This window comes from Streptomyces sp. NPDC020875, from assembly GCF_040641415.1.
Taxonomy (GTDB): domain Bacteria; phylum Actinomycetota; class Actinomycetes; order Streptomycetales; family Streptomycetaceae; genus Streptomyces.
In genome coordinates, this window is the sequence record NZ_JBFADP010000028.1 from 20,056 (window position 1) to 37,349 (window position 17,294).

The 17,294-nt window shown below is 71.9% G+C and carries 16 protein-coding genes; 12 read left to right on the plus strand and 4 right to left on the minus strand.

Going from position 1 to position 17,294, the window contains the following annotated elements; all coding sequences use genetic code 11:
* Positions 1 to 438: 438 nt before the first annotated feature.
* Complete coding sequence (locus AB0G74_RS17985) at positions 439 to 1,896, plus strand: NAD(P)/FAD-dependent oxidoreductase (RefSeq protein ID WP_361147057.1); 1,458 nt, start codon at positions 439 to 441, stop codon at positions 1,894 to 1,896.
* A 639-nt stretch (positions 1,897 to 2,535) separates the two neighbouring features.
* Here AB0G74_RS17985 and AB0G74_RS17990 read toward each other — a convergent pair.
* Positions 2,536 to 4,005, minus strand: a complete 1,470-nt coding sequence (locus AB0G74_RS17990) for a regulator (protein ID WP_361147060.1) — start codon at positions 4,003 to 4,005, stop codon at positions 2,536 to 2,538.
* Positions 4,006 to 4,239: 234 nt separating this feature from the next.
* Here AB0G74_RS17990 and lipB point away from each other — a divergent pair, with 234 nt between their 5' ends.
* The 4 genes from lipB to AB0G74_RS18010 all read left to right on the plus strand — a co-directional run bounded on the left by lipB (position 4,240) and on the right by AB0G74_RS18010 (position 7,707).
* Positions 4,240 to 5,034 (plus strand): lipoyl(octanoyl) transferase LipB, encoded by a 795-nt coding sequence (gene lipB, locus AB0G74_RS17995; protein WP_361147063.1) that lies wholly within the window; start codon positions 4,240 to 4,242, stop codon positions 5,032 to 5,034.
* Positions 5,035 to 5,201: 167 nt separating this feature from the next.
* Positions 5,202 to 6,173: a lipoyl synthase gene (gene lipA / locus AB0G74_RS18000; protein ID WP_361147066.1), complete on the plus strand. Its 972-nt coding sequence runs from the start codon at positions 5,202 to 5,204 to the stop codon at positions 6,171 to 6,173.
* Positions 6,174 to 6,746: 573 nt separating this feature from the next.
* Positions 6,747 to 6,980, plus strand: coding sequence for a hypothetical protein (locus AB0G74_RS18005; protein ID WP_361147069.1), 234 nt, complete (start codon positions 6,747 to 6,749; stop codon positions 6,978 to 6,980).
* A gap of 10 nt (positions 6,981 to 6,990) precedes the next feature.
* Entirely contained in the window at positions 6,991 to 7,707 is a 717-nt protein-coding gene (locus AB0G74_RS18010) for a DUF4191 domain-containing protein (protein WP_361147072.1), read from the plus strand.
* Positions 7,708 to 7,925: 218 nt separating this feature from the next.
* Here AB0G74_RS18010 and AB0G74_RS18015 read toward each other — a convergent pair whose 3' ends face one another.
* Complete coding sequence (locus tag AB0G74_RS18015; protein ID WP_361147075.1) at positions 7,926 to 8,393, minus strand: RDD family protein; 468 nt, start codon at positions 8,391 to 8,393, stop codon at positions 7,926 to 7,928.
* A 230-nt stretch (positions 8,394 to 8,623) separates the two neighbouring features.
* Between AB0G74_RS18015 and glnA the strand changes: the two genes are divergently transcribed.
* The 5 genes from glnA (at position 8,624) to AB0G74_RS18040 (ending at position 13,674) form a co-directional block, all read left to right on the plus strand.
* The gene (gene glnA / locus AB0G74_RS18020) at positions 8,624 to 10,033 is read left to right on the plus strand and encodes a type I glutamate--ammonia ligase (RefSeq protein WP_361147078.1); all 1,410 of its coding nucleotides are present in this window, start codon (positions 8,624 to 8,626) and stop codon (positions 10,031 to 10,033) included.
* Positions 10,034 to 10,427: 394 nt separating this feature from the next.
* Positions 10,428 to 10,931: a toxin-antitoxin system HicB family antitoxin gene (locus tag AB0G74_RS18025; protein WP_361147082.1), complete on the plus strand. Its 504-nt coding sequence runs from the start codon at positions 10,428 to 10,430 to the stop codon at positions 10,929 to 10,931.
* Between the two features lie 60 nt (positions 10,932 to 10,991).
* On the plus strand, positions 10,992 to 11,834 hold the full coding sequence (locus AB0G74_RS18030) for a DUF4097 family beta strand repeat-containing protein (RefSeq protein ID WP_361147085.1): 843 nt from the start codon (positions 10,992 to 10,994) through the stop codon (positions 11,832 to 11,834).
* 50 nt (positions 11,835 to 11,884) lie between these two features.
* Complete coding sequence (locus tag AB0G74_RS18035) at positions 11,885 to 12,889, plus strand: ATP-binding cassette domain-containing protein (RefSeq protein ID WP_361147088.1); 1,005 nt, start codon at positions 11,885 to 11,887, stop codon at positions 12,887 to 12,889.
* Positions 12,886 to 13,674 (plus strand): ABC transporter permease, encoded by a 789-nt coding sequence (locus AB0G74_RS18040; RefSeq protein WP_361147092.1) that lies wholly within the window; start codon positions 12,886 to 12,888, stop codon positions 13,672 to 13,674. The genes AB0G74_RS18035 and AB0G74_RS18040 overlap by 4 nt, the downstream gene beginning before the upstream one ends.
* Positions 13,675 to 13,789: 115 nt before the next feature.
* Here AB0G74_RS18040 and AB0G74_RS18045 read toward each other — a convergent pair whose 3' ends face one another.
* On the minus strand, positions 13,790 to 14,347 hold the full coding sequence (locus tag AB0G74_RS18045; protein ID WP_361147094.1) for a MarR family transcriptional regulator: 558 nt from the start codon (positions 14,345 to 14,347) through the stop codon (positions 13,790 to 13,792).
* A 66-nt stretch (positions 14,348 to 14,413) separates the two neighbouring features.
* Between AB0G74_RS18045 and AB0G74_RS18050 the strand changes: the two genes are divergently transcribed.
* Together AB0G74_RS18050 and hemC are read left to right on the plus strand one after the other, a co-directional pair.
* Positions 14,414 to 15,172 (plus strand): SDR family oxidoreductase, encoded by a 759-nt coding sequence (locus AB0G74_RS18050; protein WP_361147097.1) that lies wholly within the window; start codon positions 14,414 to 14,416, stop codon positions 15,170 to 15,172.
* Positions 15,173 to 15,250: 78 nt separating this feature from the next.
* Complete coding sequence (gene hemC / locus AB0G74_RS18055; RefSeq protein WP_361147100.1) at positions 15,251 to 16,186, plus strand: hydroxymethylbilane synthase; 936 nt, start codon at positions 15,251 to 15,253, stop codon at positions 16,184 to 16,186.
* A 101-nt stretch (positions 16,187 to 16,287) separates the two neighbouring features.
* Here the strand turns inward: hemC and galE are convergent, their stop codons facing one another.
* Complete coding sequence (gene galE, locus AB0G74_RS18060; RefSeq protein WP_361147103.1) at positions 16,288 to 17,262, minus strand: UDP-glucose 4-epimerase GalE; 975 nt, start codon at positions 17,260 to 17,262, stop codon at positions 16,288 to 16,290.
* Positions 17,263 to 17,294 lie beyond the last annotated feature (32 nt).

Genomic DNA, 17,294 nt, shown 5'->3' on the forward strand with positions numbered 1-17,294 from the left:
GCATTTAGGGGCGCGGGGAACTGCGCGACAAGCCACGACGGTGGTGCGGGCCGCGAACAACAGCAGGCTGCCGGGCGCGACCCGGTAGTTCGGGCGGTGCCCCGGAGAGCCGAGGCGCTGGGGGTCCCCCCATTGCCGAAGGCATAGGGGGCGGAACTGCGCGAACAGCCACGACGGTGGTGCGGACCGCCGACAACATCAGGCCGCCGGGCGAGACCGGGTAGTTCGGGCGGCGCCCTGGAGAGCCAAGGCGCTGGGGCCCCCATAGCCGAAGGCACAGAGGGCGGAACTGCGCGACAAGGGGCGCGGCGCCCTTAGAGCGGTGACGGCCGCATGCGCCCCGTACGCCTCCGTGCCCCGTCGTACGCGCGCGGCGGGACTCGGCCACCCCTCCTAACCTCGTTGCGGACCCCGGTATTCGCCGGGCCCGTTGAGGGCATGACTCTGTGGGAGCAGACCCTCCCACCAGCCGTTGCCGACCTCGGGGAGGGGCACGTGCTCATCAGCACCGCACACCACGCGGATCATGCGGACGTCATCGTCGTCGGAGCCGGTGTCGCCGGTCTATCGGCCGCGCTCGCGCTCACCGGCGCGGGTGTCGGGGTCTCCGTCCTGGAGGCCGCGGACCGGCCGGGCGGCCGGATGGTGACGGACGAGTCGGACGGGTTCCGGCTCGATCGCGTCGGCCGTCTTCTGAACACCTCCTACCGGGAGCTGCACCGTGTCCCCGCTCTCGGGGCCCTGACGCTCCGCCCGTTCGCCCCGGGGGTGCTGGTCCACGGCGACGGCAGGCTGCACCGTACGGGCGAGGTGGTACGCCGCCGGGGTGCGGCCCCGGGCGGGGTGCCGTACCCCCGTACGCCCGCCGACCCGTCCGGCGGCGGGGCCCGCGCCGCGCACGGCGCGGCCGCCCGCAGGGGCGTGGGGGGAGCACTGACCATGGCACGCGCCCTGGCGAGCGCCCCCCGGCCGCTGGACGAGGCCCGGCTCGGTGCCTCGTTGGCCCGGCTGGCGGGCACGTCGACGGCGCGGCTGGCGGCCCGGCCCGAGCGGTCGGCGGCGGAGGCGCTGGCGGTACGCGGCCTGCCCGCGCGTACCGTGGAGGGCTTTCTGCGGCCCCTGCTGTCGGCGCTGTTGTGCGATCCGGAGCTGACGACGTCGAGCCGTTCCGCCGATCTCGCGCTCCGTGGTTTCGCCCGGGGCCGGGTCTGTGTGCCGGGCGGCGGGGCTTCGGCGGTGCCGGAGCTGCTGGCGGCGGCGCTGCCGCCGGGGACGGTCATGCCGGGGGTCCGGGTCAAGGACGCGTCGATCAACCGGGTCTGTACGGAGGAGTACGGGGAGTTGTCGTGCCGCGCGCTGGTACTGGCGACGGGTGCCCGGGAGGCGGCCGAGTTGCTGCCGGGGCTGCGGGTGCCGGAGTTCCATCCGGTGACGGTGGTGCATCACAGCGCGCCGGTGGCGCCCGCGACGGGCGCGGCGCTGGTCCTGGACGCGGACCGGTCGGGCCCGGTGGCGCATACCGCCGTGATGAGCGCCGTCGACCCGGACCGGGCTCCGGCCGGGCGGGTCCTGATCACCTCGACGGTGCTGGGCACTCCCCCGCCGGGGCTGGACGGTGCCGTACGGGCGCAGTTGGCCCGGCTCTACGGTGTTCCGACGGACGACTGGGAGTTGCTGGCGGTGCACCACACACCGGACGCGGCGCCCGCGATGCCCGCCCCGCACGATCCGCGCCGCCGGGTGCGGGTGCTGTCGGGTCTCTACGTCTGCGGGGATCACCGGGACACGAGTACGGTCCAGGGCGCCCTGCGGTCGGGCCGCCGGGCCGCCGGCGCGGTCCTCCGGGACTTCGGGCTGCCGGACGCCGTCGACCCGGATCTGCCGCTGGCTGCGTAGCGCGGCCGGATCGGCGGGCCGCCGGACCCGAGGCCGTTTCTTTCGGATCAGGCCGGGTCGGATCGCAAGGCGGAGAAAATGAGCCACTGCGGTGGGGGTACCGCCCGGGCCGCCAGGCCCCGGGGGAGCGCGGTTTCAGGGCACGCGAGCCCCGGCAGGATCCGAAAGAGACGACCTGGGCCGTGCCGTCGACATCGCGCCCGGCACGCGACGCCCGGCACACGCGTTCTCCCCCGTAGCCCTTCGGGCACGGTGGGGGTCTCCCCGGGCGTGCCCCCGGCGTTGTCGGGGTTCCCGAGTACGTCCGGTACGAGGGAAACCGGCCCCTGGCTCCGCCGGGGGGGGACCCCCACCGCGTCGCGGACTGCACGCACCGAACGCCGCGGGCCCCGCCCTACGGGCGGACGGCGCCATGCTGACGACACGGCCCGGTGCCGCCGACGGCTTCGGTCCGGCCCGGCGCCGTCCGCGTACGACCGTCACCGCCCCGGCCGTGAACCGGCCCGGGCCCCGGGCGCCCTGCGGCGGGGACCGCCTACGGATCCCGGCCGCCCGGAGGCGAACCGACCGGGATACGGGGACCGCGCGCCCCCAGCCGCGCCCACCGGAACGGCCTCGCCGCGGGACGCCCGGGCCCGGCTAGCCCATCGCGGCGACCCGCTCCCGGTAGCCCCGGACGGCCGCCGCCTCCCGGTACGGGTCGAGTCGCCGTTCGAAGTCGCGGACGTACTCCAGGGCGCGTACGGAACGCATCTCCGACGCCTGGAGGGCGGCCTCGGCGCCCAGCGCGCACGCCTGGTCCAGTTCGCCGAGGCCCAGCCGGGCGGTGGCGAGGACGACCCGGCAGAAGAGCCTGCTGCGGGCCAGTTGGTGCGGCCTGAGCTGGAGGGACCGTTCGGCGTACTGGATCGCCGGGCGGTACTGCTGGAGGTCGCGGTAGCAGTGCGCGAACTCGTCGGCGAGCTGTGCCTCGTCGAAGAATCGCGCCCAGGTCGGCACGTCGTCCCCGGGCCGCGCGGAGTCCAGCGCCCGTTCGGCCCGGACCAGGGACGCCGTACAGGAACGGGCGTCGCCGAGTACCCCGTGGCCGCGCGCCTCGACGGCGTGCAGCAGGCCCTGTACTGCGGCGGGCGCGGTGGGGCCGACGCCCTGCTGGGCGACCCGGGTGAGCTGGACGGCTTCCCGGCCGTGGCCCAGGTAGACCGCCTGGCGGCTCATGGTGACCAGGACGTACGAGCCGTAGGCCCGGTCCCCGGCGGCCTGGGCCAGCCGCAGGGCCTGGACGAAGTAGCGCTGGGCGAGGCCGTGGGCCGCGATGTCGTACGAGGTCCACCCGGCGAGCCGGGTCAGATCGGCGACGGCGCCGAACAGCCGCCGCCCGGTGGCCTCCCCGTACGTACCGCGGAGCATGGGCTCGGCCTCGTGCTCCAGATAGCGGACGAGGGCCTGGCGGGCGTGGCCGCCGCCGTAGGCGTTGTCGATGGTCCGGAAGAGTTCGCCGACCGAGCGGAGGGCGGCGATGTCCCCGCCGGAGACCCGCTGGCCGGGGCCCCGTTCGGCGGAGCGGTCGGCGGAGCGCTGGCGGGGGACGCCGGCGCCGCCCTGGGCGGGTACCCGGAGCCCGCCCGGTACGGGCGCCGCGGGCGACGGTTCGCCGCGCGCGACGCGTTCGTCGGCGCGGCCGATCAGCCAGTCCCGGCTGGGCACCACGAGCCCGGCCGGGGTGAAGGCGATCTTGCGGAGTTCGGCATGGCTGCCGGAGTCCTTGCGCCAGAGCCCGCCGACGATCTCGACGGCCTCCTCGGGGGTGGCGGCGAACTCGAGTCCGGCGTAGACGGGCGCGCAGGCGTCGAGTCCGAGGTCCTGCGCGGAGAGCCGTCTGCCGAGGCGCCGGGTGAAGACCTCGGCGATGAGTGCGGGCGTGGTGCCGCGGGGCTGCTGGCCGCGGAGCCAGCGGGTCACGGACGTCTTGTCGTAGCGCAGGTCGAGACCGTGCTCCAGGCCGAGCTGGTCCACCCTGCGGGCGAGGCCCGCATTGGAGAACCCGGCTTCGGCGATGAGTGCGGCGAGCTGGCGGTTGGGGGTGCGCTGCGGGGGTCGTTCCGTCATCAGCCGTCTGGTCTCCTGCCTTCCGGGCCGGTCGCAGCCCTCATGGAACGGCGCGAATTTAGCCGCCCCTCCGGAGCGGCCCACCGGCTTCGTCCGAGCTTCATCCGAACGTGTGAGGATGGGGGGTGCGCTGACCGGAGGACGTCCGGCCGGTGCCGGGCGCCCCGGCCGTACCCTGGCGGGGGCGCGGCGGGCGCTCCGGCGCGACGTGAGGGTTCGTAAGGAGGCAGTGCCGTGGGTGAGCTGCGGTTCGTCCGGCTGGGCTTCGGCGAGGACGCCGTGGAGTACCGGGAGGCATGGCAGAGGCAGCGGGAGGTGCACGCGGCGCGGTTCGCCGACGAGGTCCCCGACACCTGTCTGCTGCTGGAGCATCCGCCGGTCTACACGGCGGGGCGCAGGACCGAGGAGAGCGAGCGGCCGCTGGACGGCACGCCCGTCGTCGACGTCGACCGGGGCGGCAAGATCACCTGGCACGGTCCGGGGCAGCTGGTGGGCTATCCGATCCTGAAGCTGCCGCGTCCGGTGGACGTGGTGGCTCATGTCCGCAGGCTGGAGGAGGCGCTGATCGGCGCGTGCGCCGAGTTCGGTCTGGCGACCAGCCGGGTCGAGGGCCGCAGCGGGGTCTGGGTGCTGGGCGACCCGGTGGAGTCCCGGCCGTCGCTCGGCGGGCTCGATCTCGACTTCGACCCCAGGATCCAGGACCCCGAATTCGACCCCCGGCTGAACGGGCCGGAGTACGCCCCGTCCAACGCGGGCCAGCGGCGGGAGGACCGGAAGCTGGCGGCGATCGGCATCCGGATCGCGAAGGGCGTCTCGATGCACGGGTTCGCCCTCAATGTGAATCCGGACAACACCTGGTTCGACCGGATCGTGCCGTGCGGGATCCGGGACGCCGGGGTCGCGTCGCTCGCGAACGAGCTGGGCCGGGAGATCACGATCGCCGAGGTGCTGCCGGTGGTGGAGAAGCATCTGCGGCTGGTGCTGGAGGGGGCTGCGCCGGCGCCGCGGGCGGTGGGGGCGGCGCCCTGAGCGGAGCCCGCGGGGGCCGGATCCCGGGCGCGCCGGGGGTCACGGGCCGTTCGGGGGAATTCACCTCCGCGTGACGGGGTTGGCTCGACTGAGGGCCACAGGAAACACGGGCGTACCCTGGTGTGCGCCGCAGAATCGAATGCCGCGATAGCAGAAAGGGGCGCCACGTGTCCGCTGTCGCACCCGACGGACGCAAGATGCTGCGCCTGGAGGTCAGGAACAGCCAGACCCCCATCGAGCGCAAGCCCGAGTGGATCAAGACCCGGGCGAAGATGGGCCCCGAGTACACCAAGATGCAGAACCTCGTGAAGCGCGAGGACCTGCACACGGTGTGCCAGGAGGCGGGCTGTCCCAATATCTTCGAGTGCTGGGAGGACCGGGAGGCGACGTTCCTCATCGGTGGCGACCAGTGCACCAGGCGCTGCGACTTCTGCCAGATCGACACCGGCAAGCCGGAGGCGCTGGACCGGGACGAGCCCCGGCGGGTCGGCGAGTCCGTGGTCACGATGGACCTGAACTACGCCACGATCACCGGTGTCGCCCGGGACGACCTGCCCGACGGCGGCGCCTGGCTGTACGCGGAGACGGTCCGGGAGATCCACCGGCAGACCGCGGAGCGCGCGGACGGCCGGACGAAGGTGGAGCTGCTGGCGCCGGACTTCAACGCCGTGCCGGAGCTGCTGGCCGAGGTCTTCGCCTCCCGGCCCGAGGTGTTCGCGCACAATGTCGAGACCGTGCCGCGGGTCTTCAAGCGGATCCGCCCCGGGTTCCGCTACGAGCGGTCCCTGGAGGTGCTGACCCGGGCCCGCGAGGCGGGTCTGGTCACCAAGTCGAATCTGATCCTCGGCCTGGGCGAGGAGCGGGCGGAGGTCTCCGACGCACTGCGGCAGATGCACGACGCGGGTTGCGAGCTGATCACGATCACGCAGTATCTGCGTCCCTCGGTGCGCCACCACCCGGTGGAGCGGTGGGTGAAGCCGCACGAGTTCGTGGAGCTGAAGGAGGAGGCCGAGCAGATCGGCTACTCCGGTGTGATGTCGGGCCCGCTGGTGCGTTCGTCGTACCGGGCCGGTCGGCTCTACCAGCAGGCGATGGAGAAGCGGCTGACGGGCGACCGAGCCACGCTGCCGGTCGTCTGAGCGACGGGTCACGGCCCGGGGTCGTACGGCGCCGGGCACGGCCCGGGGTCGGTCGTACGGCGCCGGGTCGTGACCCGGCTCCCGGCCCCGGGCCGTACGGCTCTCCGGGCGCTCCCCGGCACCTCCGGGCCCCGGGCGCTCGTGTGTGAATTCGAGCACAAGTCATTACCGCCCGGTACGGCGAGTTCGGCCGCGGTCCGGGCACTTCCCGCAGGCAGGGACGGACAGGGACGACCCGGGCCCTCGCGGAGCGTCTGATTCCGGGATTCACCCGTGTTTGACCGGCCGGTCACGCCCTGGTAACACCAAGCAGTGACCCTGGTTCCGACCGGCTTCGAAGCCCGCCGGACAGCCTCCGGAACCCGTCCGGCGGACCGGGGCCGCGCCGCACCACGGACCCCGCGCGCCGAGGCCGCCGTATCGCTCCACGGCCCCGTCCCGGAGCCACCCGGCACCACTCCAGCACCGCCAGCACCACCTGTAGCCGTCGTCGGACCGACCCCGGCCGCGCGAGGCCCGCACGCCCCGCCAGCGACCCCGGCCGGCCCCGTTCTCCCCGAAGGGGGCCCACCCATGCAGGCCGCGCCAGTACGTCCCGTACGCGCCACCGCCCTCCCGCCGTCCGTCGCCCTCACCGTCACCGGAGCCCTGCGCGCCATGGAGGCCCTGCTGCTCTCCGGCGGCCAGCGCACCGCCCGCCGCAACGCCTGGACGGCCGTCCTGGAGGACCGCCGCCGGGCCAAGGACCGGGTCGAGGCCCTGCACGTACTGGAGGCCGTGGCGGACCCCGCGTCGAAGGCCACGTAAACTTCGGATTATGGCGAGGAAGGCAAAAGCAGAGAGAGCGGAAGGCGCTGACGCCGCCGCGAACCCCGGGCGACTGAAGCAGATCGCCCTCACCTACAAGATGACCCGTAAGGCCGATCCGGTGATCGGTCTGGTCATCGCGGCCGTGGGAATCGTCACCTTCGGTGTCTTCCTCGGTATCGGCTTCTGGATCGGCTATCCGATCTATCTGGGCATCCTGGGCTTCCTGCTCGCCTTCCTCTCGATGGCGATCGTCTTCGGCCGACGGGCCGAGCGGGCGGCGTTCAGCCAGATGGAGGGCCAGCCGGGAGCGGCGGCGGCCGTACTCCAGAACGTGGGCCGCGGCTGGACCACCACCCCCGCGGTGGCGATGAACCGCAACCAGGACGTGGTGCACCGCGCCGTCGGCCGGGCCGGAATCGTCCTGGTGGCCGAGGGCAACCCGAACCGGCTGAAGACACTGCTCGCGGCCGAGAAGAAGAAGATGTCCCGGGTCGTGATGGACGTGCCGGTGCACGACATCGTGGTGGGCACGGACGAGGGCCAGGTGCCGCTGAAGAAGGTCCGTACGACCATGCTGAAGCTGCCCCGGGTGCTCTCGGGCCCGCAGGTGACCGCGACCAACGACCGGCTGCGCGCGCTCGGCGACCTGCTGAGCAATATGCCGCTGCCGAAGGGACCCATGCCGAAGGGCATGCGCATGCCACGCGGCGGAAAGATGCGCTGAGCCCGAACCGCCAGTACGTGAAGGGGGCGGCCGGAGGAAATCCTCCGGCCGCCCCCTTCTTCACGTTCTTCGCGTTTCAGGACCGGCCGCCGGGCAGGGCCTCGTAGCCCCGGGAAACCCGAGGCGGACCCCCCGTACTCCGGCTGCTCCGACTACGCCGTACGCCGACTCCGAATCCGGCTCGGGCTCGGGCCGACCCGCTCCCGGACCGGACTGGATCAGATCCGTACTTCCACGGCCTTCGCGAACCGGTCGTGCAGCCCGCGGCCGTCACGGTCCCAGATCAGCGCCGGAAGCCCCAGACAGAGCAGCACGCTCCGCAGCAGCACCCGCCCGGCGGGCAGCCGCCCGCCCTCGACGGCTACCACCTGGAGCCGGAACAGCCGCTTCCCGGGGGTGAAGCCCACGGTCCCCAGGGTGAGCACGCTCAGTACGAAGAAGATGCCCAGCGCCCAGTTACCGGCGGTCTGCCGGTTGCCGTCGGCGAAGAAGGCGCTCGCGACGAGGAAACAGAGACCCCAGTCGACGAAGACGGCCCCGAGTCGCCGCCCGGTGGGGGCGATGGCGCCCGGCCCCTCCTCCGGCAGGCCGAGCCGCTTGCCCCGGTACCCGAAGTCGACGCCCATGTCCTCGGCCGCCGCGCGGGGTCCGGAGAGCCACGATCCGATTGCTTGCCTGTTGTCCACCCGTCCACGGTACTGCGCCCCGTTCCGTCCCCCGGCGGCCGGGTCGGCTCCGACGGGACGACCTGGGGTGATCCGGCCGACACCGACCACCCGCCCGGTTAACGCGCCGGAAACAATCGGGTCATGCTGGAGAAATGCCCCCTGCCTATGGTCGGGCCTGCGTGGACCACCGCACTGGTCGCACGGACGAGCTACCCGCCCCCGCCCGGGACGGGAGTAGGAGGAGTTGGATGTTCCAGAACGCCGACGACGTGAAGAAGTTCATCGCCGACGAGGACGTCAAGTTCATCGATGTCCGGTTCTGCGACCTGCCAGGCGTGATGCAGCACTTCACGATCCCGGCGAGCATCTTCGACCCGGCGGAGGAGCTGGCCTTCGACGGATCGTCGATCCGCGGCTTCCAGGCGATCCACGAGTCGGACATGGCGCTGCGCGCCGACCTGTCCACGGCCCGGGTCGACCCGTTCCGCCGGGACAAGACGGTCAACATCAACTTCTTCATCCACGACCCGATCACCGGCGAGCAGTACAGCCGTGACCCGCGGAACATCGCCAAGAAGGCGGAGACCTACCTCGCCTCCACCGGCATCGCGGACACCGCGTTCTTCGGCCCGGAGGCGGAGTTCTACGTCTTCGACTCGGTCCGCTTCAACACCTCCGCCAACGAGGGCTTCTACCACATCGACTCCGAGGCGGGCGCCTGGAACACCGGTGCGGTCGAGGACAACCGCGGCTACAAGGTCCGCTACAAGGGCGGCTACTTCCCCGCCCCGCCGGTCGACCACTTCGCCGACCTGCGCGCGGAGATCTCCCTGGAGCTGGAGAGGTCCGGCCTCCAGGTCGAGCGCCAGCACCACGAGGTCGGCACCGCGGGCCAGGCGGAGATCAACTACAAGTTCAACACCCTGCTGGCCGCCGCCGACGACCTGATGCTCTTCAAGTACATCGTGAAGAACGTCGCCTGGCGCAACGGCAAGACCGCGACCTTCATGCCGAAGCCGATCTTCGGCGACAACGGCTCGGGCATGCACGTCCACCAGTCGCTCTGGCAGAACGGCTCGCCGCTCTTCTACGACGAGCAGGGCTACGCCGGTCTCTCCGACACCGCCCGCTACTACATCGGCGGCATCCTCAAGCACGCCCCGTCGCTGCTGGCCTTCACCAACCCGACGGTGAACTCCTACCACCGCCTGGTCCCCGGCTTCGAGGCCCCGGTCAACCTGGTCTACTCGCAGCGGAACCGCTCCGCCGCGATGCGCATCCCGATCACCGGCTCTAACCCCAAGGCCAAGCGCGTCGAGTTCCGCGCCCCCGACCCGTCGTCCAACCCGTACCTGGCCTTCTCGGCCCTCCTCCTCGCGGGCCTCGACGGCGTCAAGAACAAGATCGAGCCGGCCGAGCCGATCGACAAGGACCTCTACGAGCTGGCCCCCGAGGAGCACGCGGGCGTCCCCCAGGTCCCGACCTCCCTCCCGGCCGTCCTCGACGCGCTGGAGCAGGACAACGAGTACCTCCAGGCGGGCGGCGTCTTCACCGCCGACCTGATCGAGACCTGGATCGACTACAAGCGCACCCACGAGATCGCCCCGATCCAGCTCCGCCCGCACCCGCACGAGTTCGAGCTGTACTTCGACCTCTAGGAAGCACACCGGACAAACACCGGTCACAGGGCAGCCAAGGGCCGCCACCTCCACTCGGAGGTGGCGGCCCTCGCTCGTGCGGTCAGCCGCGCGCGGCACCGCTCCAGAAGGCCCTCGCCTTCCCAGGATTTCGGCGGCGGCGTTGCCGGGACCCGGTCCCACCCCCGTCCACGAGCCGAAGGACCCCGGCCGCCCGTTGGCAACGCGCACCGCCGACTGGCGCCAGTTGGCGCCACAATCCGGCGTGAGCCCGCCATGGCGCCACGCCGGGCAGACCTGATTTCGCACCGTCACCCCGGCATCTCCGCAGGTCACGATATCGAGGCGACATCATGACCCCCCAGCGGCGCCATTCGGGGTTGATATGGCGACATGATGGTGCCATGATGACGTCATGGACCTCACCCCGTATGTCGACACTCTCCACCGCGAATTCGCGGTGGCCGCCGAAGCCGGTGGGGACGACGCCCGTGAGCTGGCCGAGAAGCTCTCCGCTCCGCTGGAGTCGGCGACCCGGCTGGCCATGCTCAGCGCGCTCTCCGCCGCCATGGACGAGATCAGCAGGCAGCTGGCGCCCGGGTCGGCCGAGGTACGGCTGCGGGGGCTGGAGCCCGACTTCGTCGTGACTCTGGCACCGGTTGTCGAGGATGGCGCCATCATGGAGCCGGTCGCGCCACAGGCCGGTGCCGACGGTGACGAGGGTGGGACCGCCCGGGTCAATCTGCGGCTGCCCGCGCAGCTCAAGGCGCGGGCCGAGGAGGCCGCGGGGCGCGAGGGGCTGTCGCTCAACGCGTGGCTGGTGCGGGCCGTGGGGGCCGTGGTCGACGGCCGTGCCGGGGGGTGGACCGCCGGTGGGACCCGGGTCGGCGGACAGAGCTTCACCGGGTGGGTGCGCTAGCCGCGTCACCGCCCGTACGACATTCGCATTTACCAACTCAGCCAAGAGAACGGAACAGCCATGCCTGCTTTCGACACCACCGGACCTGTCGCGGTCACCGCCCGGGTGGAGGCCGGTTCCATCCAGTTCACCGCGGACGAGCGGGCCGACGCCGTGGTCAACGTACAGCCCCGGGACCCGAAGAAGGAGTTGGACGTCCGGACCGCCGACGGGACGGAAGTCGGCTTCGCCGACGGCGTGCTGACGGTCAGAACGCCCAAGCCCCAGTTGCTCGGCAGGACCGGCGCCGTCGAGGTGACGGTACGACTGCCGACCGGCTCGCGGGTCGACCTGACCGGCGCCTGGGCGCAGGTGGTCGGCGAGGGGCGGCTCGGCGAGGTACGGGTGGAGACCTCGTCCGGGGACGTCCGGTTCGACACGACCGGCCCGCTGCGGCTGGCCGCGAAACACGGCTCGGTCACCGTGGAGCGGGTCGAGGGCCCGGCGGAGATCTCCACCAGCTCCGGCAGCCTGCGGGTCGGACGGATCGACGGATCCGCCGTACTGAAGAACGCGCACGGCACCACGACCGTCGGCGCCTCCACCGGCGAACTGCGGGTGACCGGCGGGCACGGCGATATCGACATCCGGCGGGCCGAGGACTCGGTCACCGCCGTCACCACCAACGGCACCGTCCGGGTGGGCGAAGTGGCCCGCGGCACCGTGGAACTGGAGACCCCCTACGGCGCCATCGAAGTCGGCGTCCGCGAGGGCTCCGCCGTCTGGCTCGACGCCCATGCGGGGTCCGGCCGGGTGCACAACGGTCTCACCTCGTCCGAGGCCCCCGACAAGGCCGAGGACACCGTCAGGATCCACGCCCGGACCCGGCACGGCAGTATCGACGTCCTCCGCGCCCGGATCTGAATCCCCCCTCCGTTTCCCCAGTCGTTCCTTCTCTCGAACAGGAAGACTCCATGAGCAGCTCTGTCATGCCCACATCCAAGATTGGCTCCCCGCCGATCGCCGCCGTCTCCGCCACCGGGCTGCGCAAGTCCTACGGCGAGAAGGTCGTCCTCGACGGTATCGACCTCGAAATCCCCACCGGTTCGGTCTTCGCCCTGCTGGGTCCGAACGGCGCGGGCAAGACCACCGCGGTGAAGATCCTCTCCACCCTGATCACCCCGGACGACGGACGGGCCACCATCGCCGGTCACGACCTGGCCACCGAGGCCCAGGCCGTCCGCGCGGCGATCGGTGTCACCGGCCAGTTCTCCGCCGTCGACGGGCTGATCACCGGCGAGGAGAACATGCTGCTGATGGCCGATCTGCACCATCTGCCCCGGAAGGAGGGGCAGCGGGTAGTGGCCGAACTCCTGGAGCGGTTCGATCTCACCGAGGCGGCGAAGAAGCCCGCCCAGAGCTACTCCGGCGGGATGAAGCGGCGGCTCGACATCGCGATGACCCTGGTCGGCGCGCCGCAGATCATCTTCCTCGACGAACCGACCACCGGCCTCGACCCGCGGTCCCGCCACAACATGTGGCAGATCATCCGGCAGCTCGTCTCCGGTGGCGTCACCGTCTTCCTCACCACCCAGTATCTGGAGGAGGCCGATGAACTCGCCCACCGGATCGCCGTACTGAACGACGGCCGGATCGCCGCGCAGGGCACCGCGGAGGAGTTGAAACGGCTCATTCCGGGCGGCCACATCCGCCTCCGCTTCACCGACCCGACGGCCTATCAGAACGCCGCCTCCGCCCTGCGCGAGACCACCCGCGACGACGAGGCACTCACTCTCCAGCTCCCCAGCGACGGCAGCCAGCGCGAGCTGCGGTCCATCCTCGACTGGCTGGACTCCGCCGGAATCGAAGCCGACGAACTGACCGTGCACACCCCCGATCTCGACGATGTGTTCTTCGCCCTGACCGGCGCCGGTGTGACCGGCCGTACCGGTGGCGAGTCCAAGGAGGACGCCCGATGAACTCCCTCTCCCTCGCGGTACGCGACTCGTCCACGATGCTGCGGCGCAATCTGCTGCGCGTCCGGCGCTACCCGTCCATGACGCTGAACCTGCTGCTCACGCCGGTGATGATGCTGCTGCTCTTCGTCTTCGTCTTCGGCGAGGCCATGAGCGCCGGTATCGGCGGCGGCGCCGACCGGTCCGATTATCTCGCCTATCTCCTGCCCGGCCTGCTGCTGATGACCATCGGCAGTACGACTATCGGCACCGCGGTCTCCGTCTCCATGGACATGACCGAGGGCATCATCGCCCGGTTCCGCACCATGGCCATCCACCGGGGCTCCATCCTGATCGGCCATGTGATCGGCAGCGTGCTGCAGACCATCATCAGTGTGGCCTTCGTCGGGGCGGTCGGGGTCGCCATCGGCTTCCGCTCCACCGACGCCACCCTGGTGGAGTGGGTCGCCGCCTTCGGTCTGCTGACCCTGTTCGCCCTGGCGCTCACCTGGATCGCGGTCGGTATGGGCATGGTCAGCCCCAACGCCGAGGCAGCCAGCAACAACGCCATGCCGCTGATCTTCCTCCCGCTGATCTCCAGCGCGTTCGTCCCGGTCGACGCCATGCCCGGCGCCTTCCAGCCGATCGCCGAGTACCAGCCCTTCACCCCGGCGATCGAGACCCTGCGCGGCCTGCTCCTCGGCACGGAGATCGGCCACAACGGCTGGCTCGCCCTCGCCTGGTGCGTCGGCCTGGCCCTGCTCGGCTACTTCTGGTCCAAGTCGGTCTTCGAGCGCGACCCGAAGTAACCCGGCGGGACCACCTCCCGCACCCCGTCCCGCCCGGGGCGGCGCACTCCGACACCCGTCGGAGCCGCCGCCCCGTCGGCGTGCCGGGGTGAGCGGGCCCCGGCCCGCGGACCGCTCATGGCGACCCCTCCCCCACATGTGTGACCCGGTGGTCGTCCAGGGTGTCCGCGGCCGTGGTGAAGAGCTTTTCCAGCAGGGTCGCCAACTGGGTTCGTTCCTCTCCGTTCAGGCCCGCCAGGAGGTCCGATTCGCGGGTGAGGACCGAGGCGACCGTGGATTCGACCAGGGTGTGGCCCGCCGGGGTGAGGGTGACCTCGACCGTGCGGGGGCGGCCCGTGGGGGCCGAGCGGGTGACCAGGCCGTCGGATTCGGCGCGGGCGACCCGCTGGGAGACGGCGCCCGCGGTGACCAGGGAGCGGTGGCCGAGTTCGCGGGTGGTGAGGGTGTACGGGGGGCCCGAGCGGCGCAGGACGCTGAGGAGGTCGAGGGTCGCGGTGTCCACGCCGAGCCGGGCGAGGACGCGGCGGCGGTCGTCGCCGAAGAGTTTGGCCAGGCGCCACAGGGGGGTGACGACACCGATGGAGGAGACCGGGACGCCGGGGAGTTCGCGGTGCCACGCGTCGGCGATGGAGTGGGCCGACTTCTCGGGGACCGGTGGGTACTGGCTTGCCACGGGGGTGCCTCCACGGGTTATGTTGAGGTCTAAATTTAGACCTCAACGGACTGGGGAGACCAGGATATGACACGCACCATCCTCGTCACCGGGGGCGGTACGGGAATCGGGCTGGCGATCGCCCGGCACTTCGTCACCGCCGAGCCGGGGGCCTCGGTCGTCATCACCGGACGGCGGCCCGAGCCGCTGAGCAGGGCCGCGGCGGAGCTGACCGGAAGGGCGGCCGACGGGGTGACCGTCGTGGCCGAGAGCTGCGACCACACGGATCCCGGCGCGCTGCTACGGCTCCGGGAGCGGCTGCCCGGCCGGATCGACGTCCTGGTGAACAACGCGGGCGGCAATACCGACTTCGACGCGGAGGGGGCGGAGGAGAGCGATCTGGCCGCGTACGCCCGGGACTTCCGGGCCAATCTGGATGCCAATCTGGTGAGCGCCGCCCTCACCACCCGGGCCCTGGCCGGGCTGCTCGCCGACGGCGGCGGCGCCGTCGTCCAGATCGGGTCGATCGCGGCCGATCAGGGGGCGGGGTCGTACGGCGCCGCCAAAGCCGGGCTGGTGGCCTGGAACATCAGCCTGGCGGGCGAGTTGGGTGGCCGCGGGATCACGGCCAATGTCGTATCGCCCGGCTATACGACGGAGACCGAGTTCTTCCGCGACCGGCTTCCCGACGAGCGGCGGGACGCCCTGGTCGCGGCGACCGCGACCGGACGGGCCGGGACACCGGCCGATATCGCGGGGGCGGTGGCCTTCCTCTCCTCCCCCGCCGCCCGGCACATCACCGGCCAGGTGCTGCATGTGAACGGTGGGGCGCACAAGGCCCGATGAGGTCTTCGGTGGCGAAATCCCGGTGGTGGCACGGCGGGGTGGAATGACCATGGCTCCAGACGCCCTATCGTGGTCCGCATGTCCGATCCCGAGCTGATCCGCATCGTCACCCGCTCGTCCCCGATGGCCCTCGCCCAGGTGGAGCGCGTACGGACCGAACTGGCCGCCCTGCACCCGGGGATCCGGACGGAGGTCGTCCCGGTGACGACCTCCGGTGACCGCTGGATGGGTGATCTGGCGAAGCTCGGCGGCAAGGGCGCCTTCACCAAGGAGGTGGACGCCGCCCTGCTGGCCGGGGAGGCCGATCTCGCGGTGCACTGCGTCAAGGACGTCCCCGCCGACCGGCCGCTGCCGGCCGGGACCGTCTTCGCCGCCTTCCTGGCCCGGGACGACATCCGGGACGCGCTGATCCATCCGGGCGGGCTGACCCTGGACGAGCTGCCGCCGGGCACCCGGATCGGTACGTCGTCGGTCCGCCGGATCGCCCAGCTCGCGGCCTCGCACCCGGAGTTGGAGTGCGTACCGATGCGGGGCAACGCCAACCGGCGGCTGGAGAAGCTGGCCGCCGGGGAGGCGGACGCGCTGTTGCTGGCGGCGGCCGGTCTGGAGCGGATCGGGCGGACCGACGTGATCACCGAGATCCTGTCGGTGGAGACGATGTGCCCGCCGATCGGGGCCGGGATCCTGGCCCTTCAGTGCCGGGAGACGGATACCGAGACCATCGATCTGGTCAGCGGGCTGGGCGATCCGGCGGCGTACCGCGAGGCGACGGCGGAGCGGATGTTCCTCCATGTCCTCCAGGGGCACTGCAACTCCCCCATCGCGGGCTACGCCCGCTCCGAACGCGGCGGTGAGCTGTCGCTGCGCGCGAAGGTCTTCACCCCCGACGGCAAGCAGGTCCTCAACGCCCATGAGTGGGCGGGGCCGCTGGATCCGGCGACGCTGGGCACCTCGGTGGCGGTGGCGCTGCTGCGGCAGGGCGCCCGGGAGTTGATCGACGGCATCGCGCACTGAGCGACGGGCGCGAGGACACGAGGACACGAGGACACGACGATACGTACGAGGGGGGCCGCCGACCGGAGTCGGCGGCCCCCCTCGGGGCGTCACGGGGCGGTTCAGCCCTTGCGGTTCCAGCCCTCCCAGGCGGAGGAGATCATGTCCCGGACCTCGTGCCGCGCCTTCCAGCCCAGCTCGGTGTGGATCAGGTCGGCGCAGGCGACGACCTGCGCCGGGTCGCCGGGGCGGCGCGGGGTGACGGTGGCCTCGACCGTGTTGCCGGTGACCTCGTCGATCAGCCCGATCATCTCGCGTACGGAGACGCCCTCACCGCGGCCGATGTTGAACGTGAGGTCGCGTACCTCGCCCTCGGCGGAGAACTCGGCGAGCTTGCGGGCCGCCGCCAGATGGGCGTCGGCCAGGTCCTCGACATGGATGTAGTCGCGGATGCAGGTCCCGTCGGGGGTGGCGTAGTCGTCGCCGAAGATCCGGGGGGCGGCCCCGGCGTCGATCCGCTCGAAGACCATCGGCACCAGGTTGAAGACCCCGGTATCGGCCAGTTCGGGGGTGGCCGCGCCCGCCACGTTGAAGTAGCGCAGGCAGGAGGTGGAGATGGAGTGCGCCTTGCCCGCGGCCCGGACCAGCCACTCACCGGCGAGCTTGGTCTCGCCGTAGGGGCTGAGCGGGGCGCAGGGGGTGTCCTCGGTGACGAGGTCGACGTCGGGCATGCCGTAGACGGACGCCGAGGAGGAGAAGAGGAAGCGGGTGACCCCGGCGTCGGCCGCGGCTTCCAGCAGGGTCTCCAGACCCTGGACGTTCTCCCGGTAGTAGTACAGGGGGCGCTCGACGGACTCGGCGACCTGCTTCTTCCCGGCGAGGTGCACGATGCCGTCGATCGAGTGCTCGCGGAGCACCCGGTCCACGAAGGCGCGGTCGAGGACCGTGCCCCGCTCCAGCACGATGCCCTGCGGCACGCGCGCGGGGTTGCCGGTGCTGAGGTCGTCGAGGACGACGACGTCCTCGCCCGCCTCGGTCATTGCCTTGACGACATGGGAGCCGATGTATCCGGCGCCGCCGGTGATGAGCCAGGTCATTGGGGCATTTTACCAATGGAGGGACCGGCTCC